Origin of the sequence: Micromonospora sp. NPDC047753 (assembly GCF_040642735.1) — a bacterium.
Lineage (GTDB): Bacteria > Actinomycetota > Actinomycetes > Mycobacteriales > Micromonosporaceae > Micromonospora.
In genome coordinates, this window is record NZ_JBEYSL010000236.1 from 1 (window position 1) to 9,874 (window position 9,874).

Consider the following 9,874-nt stretch of genomic DNA (forward strand, 5'->3'; position numbering starts at 1 on the left):
TGTCAGGCTCGCTCGGCACGAAGCTGCTGGACTCGGCGATCTGACCGACGAGATTCATGAAGTTATTGCCACGACACGCCGAGGCGAAGGGCAATAACTTCATGATCAACGGGACAGTGGTCGGGGAGCCGGGCTAGGGGACGGTCAGGGTGAACTCGGCCGTTCGGACTTCCGCGTTCACCTGGAAGTCGAGGTAGAGGCGGTAGCGGCCCGGACCAGGGGTGGTCAACCAGAACTTGATCTGACCGTCCACCAACTCGGTCTCCGGGTGCACGTGCAGATAGCCGAGGTCGCCCTCGCGCAACGCCACCAGGTGCCCGTACGCCCCGAGGTACCGCTCCAACTGGGTTGCGCCACCAGCACCATCCACCCGGAAGGTCAGCGGCACTGTCGCCCCGGCCTGCGCGGTGCCCTGGTAGCCGACGGTGAAGCCGTCCACGGTCGTCGATGTGGCCGGCCCCGGCAGTGGACGGGGTCGGTAGTCGCCGGGGGCCACCAGGTCCGCGCCGAGGGTCACAGCGGTCTGCGCGCCGTTGTCGGCGACCACCGTGAAATCGGCGTACACGCGCCAGAGGCCGGGCTGCGCGAGGGTCAACGGCACCGACCAGGTGCCGTCCGCCGCCATGGTCGGGTGCAGGTGCTGGTAACCGGTCAGGTCCCGCCGGACGACGATGAGGTGCATCGGCTTGTCGTGCACGATGGCGAACCGGCTGATCGGCCGGCGCTGCGCGTCGCGCACCTGGAAGCGGAGCTGACCCGGGCGACCCGCCACGAACTCGGTGGCCAGGGGCACCAGGGTGAACCCGGCCGAGCTGACCGCCAGACCGCCCGGCTCGACGGCCGCGCCCTGATCGGTGGCCGTGGCACTGCCGTGGTTGTGCGGCGCGACGCCCGGTGGGTCGGTGTGCTCGGCGGCCAACGACGGGCTGCCGGTGACAGCACCGTTGGCGTTCAGTCGGCCGAGGCCGAAGCCGAGCAGCACCGCCAGCACCAGCCCGCCGACCACCAGCGCCAGCCGGAGGGTGCTCCGGTCCGGCTCGACGGGGCCCTGGTCAGCCACGACCGACGCCCAGCGCCTGACCGGCCTCGCCGCCAGCGATCCTGCCCGCAATGGTCCGCGCACGGGTGAAGGGCTGCTGGTCGGTCATGCCGACCACGGTACCGTCGCGCCCGGCCGGGTCAGGCCGACGCCCGGACAGCGTGGCGACCGTCGCACTCGACACCGCCCGGGAACTTTCCCACCCCGGCCGGCGCAGATCGCGCCGCAGCGCCGGGCAACGCCCCGAACAGGCACGGACCACGACGCAGACCCGAACATCGCCGAGGGAAACCGGCCTCCCGACCACCTGCGGGGAGCGGGTCAGCCGGCCACGGCGAGGGCGAGCGGGAGCACGTCGGTCGCGCCGGCCCGACGCAGGGCCCGGGCCACCAGCGTCATCGTCCAGCCCGAGTCGATCAGATCGTCGACGAGCAGCACCGGGCCGTCCAGCTCGGCCAGGGCGTCGGCCAGGTCGGCCGGCACGGTGAAGGCGTCGTGCAGCGCGCGTACCCGTTGGGCGCTGTTGCCGCGCGGCCCGGCCGGGCCGTCGGGGCCGGCTGCGGTGACCTCGCCGAGCAGCGGAAGCCGGCCCACTGTGGCGATCCGCTCGGCCAGCGAGCCGAGCAGCCGGGGCCGCCGCCGGGAACCGACAGCTACCACCGCCACCGGCCGACGAGGCCACGGGTTGTCGCCGTGCGCCCACGCCTTCAGCACCTCCACGACCGCGCCGGCGACGTCGTCGGGCACCGGCGCGTCCGGCGCTTCCGGTCCGACGAGGGCACGCAGCCGGCTACCCCAGCCCAGGTCGGAGAGGCGCCCGACGGCCCGGCCCGGCAGTGCCTGCTCCGCGGGGGCGATCCGGCCCTTGAGGGGTACGCCCACCGCGTCGAGCCCAGTCGGCCAGAGCTTCTTCGGAGCGATCTCCACGCCGGGTCGACCCAGGAAGGTCTGCGCGGCGGTGAGCGCTGCTGTCGACACGTCCGCGGCGAAGAGTGGGTCGGCGCACCTGTCGCATCGGCCGCAGTCGACCGCCTCGGTGTCGTCCAGGCGTTCCCGTAGATACCGCATCCGGCAGTCGGACGTCGTCGCGTACTCCCGCATGGCCTGTTGCTCGACGGTGCGCGCCTCGGCGACGCGGCGCAACCGGGCCTCGTCGTAGACCCACGGCTCGCCGGTGGCGAGCCAACCACCGCGCACCCGGCGGACCGCGCCATCCACGTCGAGCACCTTGAGCATCAGCTCCAGCCGGGCCCGGCGCAGGTCGACGAGGGGTTCGAGGGCCTGCGTGGAGAGCGGGCGGTCGGTGTGCAGGGCGGCCAGCACGGCCCGGACCTGCTGCTCCGGTGGGAACGCCAGCGAGGCGAAGTAGCGCCAGATCGCTGCGTCCTCGACGCCGGGCAGCAGCAGCACCTCGGCGTGCTCGACGGCGCGGCCCGCGCGGCCGACCTGCTGGTAGTACGCGATCGGCGAGGGTGGCGCGCCGAGGTGGACGACGAAGCCCAGGTCAGGCTTGTCGAAGCCCATGCCGAGGGCGCTGGTGGCGACCAACGCCTTGATCTTGTTGTCGAGCAGGTCCTGTTCGGCGGCGCGCCGGTCGGCGTCGTCGGACTGCCCGCTGTACGAGGCGACCGGGTAGCCCCGGGAGCGCAGGAACTCGGCGGTCTCCCCGGCTGCGGCCACTGTGAGCGTGTAGACGATGCCCGAGCCGGGCAGCTGGTCCAGGTGGTCGGCGAGCCAGGCCAGCCGGTGCGCCGGGCTGGGCAGGTCGAGCACCCCGAGGCGCAGCGACTCGCGGTCCAGGGTGCCGCGCAGGATGAGGGCGTCGCCCAGCTGCTCGGCGACGTCCTGGGTGACCCGGGCATTGGCGGTGGCGGTGGTTGCCAGCACGGGGGTGCGTTCGGGCAGCTCGGCGAGGAACGTCCGCAGCCGCCGGTAGTCCGGCCGGAAGTCGTGCCCCCAGTCGGAGACGCAGTGCGCCTCGTCGACCACCAGCAGGCCGGTGGTGGCGGCCAACTTCGGCAGGACGCCGTCGCGGAAATCCGGGTTGTTGAGGCGTTCCGGGCTGATCAGCAGCACGTCCACAGCGCCGGTCTGGATCTCGGCGGTGATCTCGTCCCACTCGTCGAGGTTCGCCGAGTTGATCGTGCGGGCCCGGATGCCGGCCCGCGCGGCGGCCTCGACCTGGTTGCGCATCAACGCCAGCAGCGGCGAGACGATGACTGTCGGGCCGTGCTCCCCCCGCTCCCGCAGCAGGGCGGTGGCCACGAAGTAGACAGCCGACTTGCCCCAACCGGTGCGCTGGACGCAGAGCACCCGCCGCCGGTCGACGACCAGCGCCTCGATGGCGCGCCACTGATCCTCGCGCAGCCGGGCGTGGTCGCCGGCCAGCCGGCGCAGCACCGCCTCGGCCCGCTCGCGTACCGCTGCCCGCTCTGCTGTCTTCACCCGGCATTTCTACCAGCGCCGTCCGTCATACCCCTGTTGATCAAGAGGTTTGCGTCACCATCCGGTCGGAATCTGACGCAAACCTCTTGATCAACGGGTAGATCAGCCCGGGGTTATCGGCGGGGGCGGAGGGCTCGGGTCAGGTGGGACAGGCGGGGGGCCAGACTGGTCAGGCCGCCTGGGAAGAAGTAGACGGCCAAAATGAAGACAGTGCCCAGGACGAACAGCGGCTGGCTCAGCGGACGGCTGAGGACGGCCGGCAGGTTGTCCACCGCGTCGCTCGTGCCGAAGGCGGTGAGCCGGTGGTCCAGGTACATGTAGAGGACACCACCGAGCACCGGACCCCACCGGGTGCCCGGCCCGCCGAGCACCACCATGACCAGCAGCGACAGGGTCAGCTCGGAGGACGTGATGTGCGGCGACGCGCCGCCGACGATCAGGACGTAGACCACCCCGCCCGCCGACGCCAACCCGCCGGCCAGGGTGAACGCCACCAGCTTGTAGCGGTACGGGTCCAACCCGAGCACGCCGATCCGCCGCTCGTCGTCACGCAGCCCGGCGAGCACCCGACCGGTCGGTGAGCCGCTCACCCGGTGCACCACGAAGACCACCAGCGTCAGGTACGCCAGCGCCAACCAGTACAGGTTGACAGTGTTCGTCACCCCGACCAGCCCGGCGGGCAGCCCTGACACGTCCAGCGGCAGGCCCTCCTCGCCACCGGTGAGCCCGCCGAAGTCCCGGGCCACCAGGATCGCGCCCACCTGGGCGAAGGCCAACGTGACCATGGCGAACGCGATGCCCACGGTACGCAGCGCCACAGCGCCGAGCAGCGCGGCGAGGATGGTGCCGCCGGTGATGGTCAGCAGCGCCGCCTGCCACAGCGGCAGACCGGCCCTGGTGACCAGGATGTCGGTGCCGTAGACACCGGCGGCGAAGTACAGCGCGTGCCCGAAGGAGAGCATCCCGGTCCGGCCGAAGAGCAGGTCGTACCCGGCCGCCAGCCCGCCGAAGATCAGGCAGATGGCGAGAATCTGCAGGGTGCCGGGTGAGTTGACCGGCCCCTCGAAGATCCCCGGTAGGGAGATCGTCGAGTACGGCAGGATCGCCAGCACGACAAGCGCTACCAGCGGCAGGAACGGGCGCACCCGGTGCCACCGCCCCCGCTGCGGGGTCAACTCGTCGGGCACCTGCGCGGGAGGAGCGTCGATCACCGTCATGCCGTTGCCACCTTTCCGGCGATGCCCTGCGGGCGCAGCAGCAGCACCACGGCCAGCAGCCCGACCACGCAGATGTCGCCCAGCCCGGACGTGCCGTAGTAGTTGACGAACTGCTGCACCAGCCCGACCACGACCGCCGCGTACGCGGAGCCGACGACCGAGCCCATCCCGCCGATCACCACCACGATGAACGCGAAGATCAGCAGCGAGCCGCCCTGCCCGGGCGAGACGGTGCCGAAGTAGACCCCGCCGAGCGCGCCGGCGAGCGCCGCGGCCGCCCCACCGATCGCGAAGACCAGCGTGAACGCCTTGCGGACGTCGATGCCCAGCGCGGTCACCATCTCCCGGTTCTCCACGCCGGCCCGGATCACCAGGCCGTACCGGGTCCACCGCAGGAACGCCAGGATCGCGCCGAGCACCAGCACCGCCGCGATGATCAGCAGCAGGCCACCGTTGGGCACCTGCGCGCCGAAGATCCCGGTCACCTGCCGGGTCCAGTCCGGACGCGGGAACGGACGGGCGTCCGCACCCCAGGTGGCCTGGAGCAGCGCCACCCCGGCCAGCGACAGCCCGACGGTGACCAGCACCTGCTCGATGGTGCGGGAGTACAGCGGGCGGATCAGCACCAGCTCGACCAGGATCGCGACCAGCGTGCCGGCGGCCACCCCGAAGGCCACAGCGAACACGAAGCCGAACCCGTCCGGGCCGGCGCCCGGCAGGTTGCCCGCCGCCCACCAGGTGCCGTACGCGCCGACGCCGAGGAACAGCCCGTGCGCGAAGTTGAGCACGTCGGCCAGGCCGAAGACCAGGGACAGGCCGGACGCGACCAGGAAGTACAGCGCCGCCAGCCCGAGCCCGGTCAGCGCCAACAGAATCACGGTGCCCATCAGTGCGACACCTCCGCCGAGCCGACACCGAGCAGTGACTTCGTCAACGCGGTCTCCAACAGCAACTCGTGGGCGTCGCCGGTCCAGGCCACCTTGCCGGCGGCCAGCACGACCGCGTCGCGGGCCAGTCGGCGTACGACGGCGAGGTTCTGCTCGACCAGCAGCACCGGCACCGACTCCGCGACCCGTTCCAACACCTCGGCCACCTCGGTCACCACCTTCGGCGCCAACCCCTTGGTCGGCTCGTCGACGAGCAGCAGCCGGTTGTCGTTGAGCAGCACCCGACCGATGGCGAGCATCTGCTGCTGCCCGCCGGACAGCGAACCGGCCCGTTGCCGTCCGCGTCGGTCCAGCTCCGGAAAGAGCGCGAAGACCTTGTCGTACGCCGGGGTGGTGCCGCGCCGCTCGGCGAGCCGCAGGTTCTCCGCGACGGTGAGCCCGGCGAACACGCAGCGGTCCTCGGGCACGTAGCCGAGCCCACCGCGGACCAGCCGGTGCGTCGGCCGGGCCAGCAGACTCTGCGCGCCCATCCGGATGGTGCCGCGGACCTCCCCGGCCGGCGGGGTGAGGCCGACGATCGCGCGCAGCGTGGTGGTCTTGCCGACGCCGTTGCGACCGAGCAGCACTGTCACGCCGGTCGGGGCGACAGTGAAGGACACCCCCTGGAGGATGTGCAGCCCGGAGATCCGGACCGACAGGTCCTCCACACTGAGGATCGGTTCCATCACTGAGATGCCTCCGTTCGCGACTGCGGGGCTCGCAAACCCGGCTCACTCCTCGCGCTCACAGCGACTCCCCCAGATAGGCCTCTTGCACTGTGGGGTTGGCCATCACCGTCTCCGGGGTGTCGCAGGCCAGCAGCGCACCGTGGTGCATGACGGCGATGCGGTCGGCCAGTTCCAGGATGACGTCCATGTGGTGTTCGACCATCAGCACCGCCCGGCCGCTGTCGCCGGTCAACGACTTGATGACGGCGACCAGCTCCGGCACGTCCTCGGCGCTGACCCCGGCCATCGGCTCGTCCAGCAGCATCACCCGCGGTTCACCGGCGAGCAGCAGGGCGATCTCCAGCTTGCGCTTCTCGCCGTGGGCCAGGGTGCCGGCGAGGGCCGTACCCCGGTGGGCGAGGCCGACCCGGTCGAGCGCCGCGTCGGCGGCGACGGCGACCTCCCGGTCGGCCGCCGCCCGCCGCCACAACGCCATTGAGCCCCCGCGGTGCGCCTGTACGGCGAGCCGGACGTTCTCCCGCACGCTCAGCGAGCCGAAGACCGAGGACGCCTGGAAGGTACGGCCCAGACCGAGGCGGGCCCGCCGGTGCGGCGGGAGCTCCCCGATGTCCTGCCCGTCCAGGACGACCCGGCCCTCAGTGGCCCGGCGCAGGCCGGTGATCAGGTTGAACAGTGAGGTCTTACCGGCGCCGTTCGGCCCGATGACGCCCAGGAACTCCCCGGGAGCCAGGTCGAGGTAGACGCTGTCGACGATGGCGACCTCACCGATCCGCCAGGTCAGACCGCGGGTGGCGAGCATGGTCAGCCCTTCATGGCCACGGCCGGCGGCGCGGTCTCGTCACCGGTGAGGCTCTTCTGCGCGGTCGCCGTGAACGCGGTGCCGCTGCCGGTCAGCTTGGCCTGGAACATCGGCTGGAGCAGCGCGTGGTCGGCGGCCCGGATGGTCATCTTGCCCTTGACCCCGTCGAAGCTCCAGCCCTCCAGAGCGGTGACCATCTTGTCGACGTCGTCCCCACCCTCCTGCGCGGCGCGGACCACCATCTGCGCGGCGGCGAAGCCGTCCGGGTGGAACAGGTCGATGGTGTTGACCTTTGCCTTCAGCGCCTTGCTGGCCTCGGTGTCGCTGGCACCGTCGAAGTAGTGCGACAGGAAGGAGATCTTCGCGCCGGCGGCACCGAAGGTCGGCCACGAGGCGCGGATGTCCAGGCCGGTGACGACAGTGGTGGACGAGAGGACGCCCTGTTGGTCGAGGGTCTGCCACATGGCCGGGGCGGTCGTGCCCGCCCACGCCACGAAGAGCAGGTCCGGCTTGGCGGCCTTGATCTGACTGGCGAACGGGGTGAACTCGGTGGCACTGGCCGGGGCCCGGACGCTGCTCACCGTCGCGCCCGCGCTGCCGATGACAGCCTTGACGGCGGCCTCGTTGGCGTCACCGAACGCGCCGTCCTGGGCGAAGACCACCACCTTCTTGCCGGTGGGGTCGCCGATGAACGACTTGGCGGTCACCACGTCCTGGTACGACTGCCGACCGGAGCGGAAGGTGTACTTGTTCGCGCCGGTCACCGCGTCCGTGGCGGCCGGACCGGAGATGAACAGCACCTTGTTCTGCGCCGCGATCGGCGCCACCTGGAGCGCCACACCGGAGGCGGTGGAGCCGGCGATGATCTTCGTGCCCTTGCCGATCAGGTCCTTCGCCGCGGAGACCGCCTTGGCCGGATCGCCGGCGTCGTCGACCTCGGTCAGCTCGATCTTCCGGTCACCGACCTTGCCGGTGCCCTGGGTGGCGAAGTCCAGCCCCGCCTTGAACCCCTCGATGTACTGCTTTCCGTAACTGGCCAGGGCTCCCGACTGGGAGTACACCAGGCCGACCTTGACCGGCGCGGCACTGTCGCCGCCGCCGGTGGCGGTGTCCTGCGGGCTGCCACAGGCCGTGGCGGCCAGCGCCGCGGCCATCATCGTGGCGGCGGAGAGGAACGCCCGCCGCGTCGTCCGGACCGTCATTGCGACTCCACATGAGGACTCAGAGGGAGAGAACTTCTTCGTGACGGCTCACGCTAGAAGTGACGTCACCCACGAGCTATGTGGCGGAAACACACAAGTAACAGGATTGAGGTGGCCGGAGGTTACAACGGGCCGCATTACCAGCCGGGAGCTCATGCCCTCGATGGCCCGAACCCCCACGGACCAACCGAACCGTGTGTCGCCCCGCGCCATTCGCCCCGGTTCGGTCAGCCGCGCCGCCCCGCACCGCACCGCCCCGCCCCGCACCGCCCCGCGCTGCCCCTGCTCCGCGATCTTGCACTTCCTGTCCCGACACAAGCCGCATTCCACCCATGTCGACAACCGAAACCGCATGATCGGCGCGATCTTCTCGCTCCACCTACGGTGACCGACCAGGAGCCCCTTCTCCACGCGTGATGCCCGCACCCCGGGGGCACCTTCAGGCGGGCGGGCACAGGGCTGGCCCGTCGTCCGGGTGGCGGACGACGGGCCAGCGCGTGGGCCGGGCGTGTCGGCCCGGTCGTCGACTCGGAGCGGATCAGCTCCGGGCCGAGGTCAGCTCGGCGGGGACTCCCAGGGGGCGCGGAGTGGGTCAGCGCGCGGCGCGGCCGGCCAGGGCGGCGACTGCGGTGTCCGGGTGGTCGCTGAAGACCCCGTCGAGGCCCAAGCCGAGGAAGAGCTCGTACTCGGCGGTGATGTCGCCGCGCGCGTTCGGGTCGGCGCCGATCCGGAAGTCCGCCGGGAGGAACTGGTTCTCGGCCCGGAACGTCCAGGAGTGCACGAGCAGGCGCTCCCGGTGCGCGTCGCGTACGACGTTGGTGGGGGCGAGCAGGGCGCCGGCAACGTTCCGGGGAACGATCAGGTTCTTGTTCGCTCCGATGCCGTCGGCGTACCCGGCGATCCACTTCAGCCCGGCCGGCGTGACCAGATCCTGGTAGGTGCGGGCGTCGCCGGCGACGGTGAAGTCGTACGGGCGGCCGGTCGCGTCGAGCAGTTGGACCAGCTTCACGTCGGTGAGTCGGCTCAGGCGTCGCAGGTTGGCCGTCTCGAACGACTGGATGAAGACCGGCGAGTTCTTCCGGTCCAGCTTGTTCTGCCGCAGCACCCGCAGCAGCGGCTCCTCCAACGGCAGCTTGATCGACGCGAAGTAGCTCGGGTGCTTGGTCTCCGGGTAGATGCCGATGGTGCGGCCCCGTGCCCGCCCCTCGGTCCGGGCCAGGTCGATGACTTCCTGGAGGGTGGGCACCTCGAAGCGGCCGTCGAAGGCGGTGTTCGCCACGCGTACCTGCGGCAGTCGCTCCTTGGCCCGCAGCGTCTTCAGCTCGGCGAGGGTGAAGTCCTCGGTGAACCACCCGGTCACCGCGACACCGTCGATGGTCTTCGTCGTCCTACGGGCCGCGAACTCCGCGCGGGTCGACACGTCGGTGGTGCCGGAGATCTCGTTCTCGTGCCGGGCGACCAGCACGCCGTCGGAGGTGGAGACCAGGTCCGGCTCGATGTAGTCGGCACCCGCCCTTGACGTAGTGGTCGAGCCACTGGACGGTCAGGAACTTCACC

General features: G+C 71.2%; 7 protein-coding genes and 1 pseudogene. All 8 read right to left on the minus strand.

Features of this window, described 5'->3' with window-relative positions:
* Positions 1–133 precede the first annotated feature (133 nt).
* Complete coding sequence (locus ABZ749_RS19990) at positions 134–1,060, minus strand: hypothetical protein (RefSeq protein ID WP_357229829.1); 927 nt, start codon at positions 1,058–1,060, stop codon at positions 134–136.
* Between the two features lie 300 nt (positions 1,061–1,360).
* Positions 1,361–3,484 carry a DEAD/DEAH box helicase gene (locus tag ABZ749_RS19995; protein WP_357229831.1) on the minus strand — a complete coding sequence of 708 codons (2,124 nt, stop codon included), beginning with the start codon at positions 3,482–3,484 and terminating at the stop codon, positions 1,361–1,363.
* Between the two features lie 113 nt (positions 3,485–3,597).
* Positions 3,598–4,701 carry a branched-chain amino acid ABC transporter permease gene (locus ABZ749_RS20000; RefSeq protein WP_357229833.1) on the minus strand — a complete coding sequence of 368 codons (1,104 nt, stop codon included), beginning with the start codon at positions 4,699–4,701 and terminating at the stop codon, positions 3,598–3,600.
* The gene (locus tag ABZ749_RS20005) at positions 4,698–5,588 is read right to left on the minus strand and encodes a branched-chain amino acid ABC transporter permease (protein ID WP_091402581.1); all 891 of its coding nucleotides are present in this window, start codon (positions 5,586–5,588) and stop codon (positions 4,698–4,700) included. The genes ABZ749_RS20000 and ABZ749_RS20005 overlap by 4 nt, the downstream gene beginning before the upstream one ends.
* A complete protein-coding gene (locus tag ABZ749_RS20010; RefSeq protein ID WP_357229835.1) occupies positions 5,588–6,313 on the minus strand; it encodes an ABC transporter ATP-binding protein in 726 nt (241 codons plus the stop codon). The genes ABZ749_RS20005 and ABZ749_RS20010 overlap by 1 nt, the downstream gene beginning before the upstream one ends.
* Before the next feature lie 58 nt (positions 6,314–6,371).
* Positions 6,372–7,115 (minus strand): ABC transporter ATP-binding protein, encoded by a 744-nt coding sequence (locus tag ABZ749_RS20015; protein ID WP_357229837.1) that lies wholly within the window; start codon positions 7,113–7,115, stop codon positions 6,372–6,374.
* A 2-nt stretch (positions 7,116–7,117) separates the two neighbouring features.
* Positions 7,118–8,317, minus strand: coding sequence for a substrate-binding domain-containing protein (locus tag ABZ749_RS20020; protein ID WP_112699098.1), 1,200 nt, complete (start codon positions 8,315–8,317; stop codon positions 7,118–7,120).
* 592 nt (positions 8,318–8,909) lie between these two features.
* A pseudogene (locus ABZ749_RS20025) lies at positions 8,910–9,821 on the minus strand (glycerophosphodiester phosphodiesterase); the annotation flags it as partial.
* Between the last annotated feature and the right edge of the window lie 53 nt (positions 9,822–9,874).

Excerpts from the sequence above, each read along its gene's own strand:
- ABZ749_RS20000 (WP_357229833.1), bottom strand. The coding sequence starts at position 4,701 with ATGACGGTGATCGACGCTCCTCCCGCGCAGGTGCCCGACGAGTTGACC.
- ABZ749_RS20005 (WP_091402581.1), bottom strand. The coding sequence starts at position 5,588 with ATGGGCACCGTGATTCTGTTGGCGCTGACCGGGCTCGGGCTGGCGGCG.
- ABZ749_RS20010 (WP_357229835.1), bottom strand. The coding sequence starts at position 6,313 with ATGGAACCGATCCTCAGTGTGGAGGACCTGTCGGTCCGGATCTCCGGG.
- ABZ749_RS20015 (WP_357229837.1), bottom strand. The coding sequence starts at position 7,115 with ATGCTCGCCACCCGCGGTCTGACCTGGCGGATCGGTGAGGTCGCCATC.
- ABZ749_RS20020 (WP_112699098.1), bottom strand. The coding sequence starts at position 8,317 with ATGACGGTCCGGACGACGCGGCGGGCGTTCCTCTCCGCCGCCACGATG.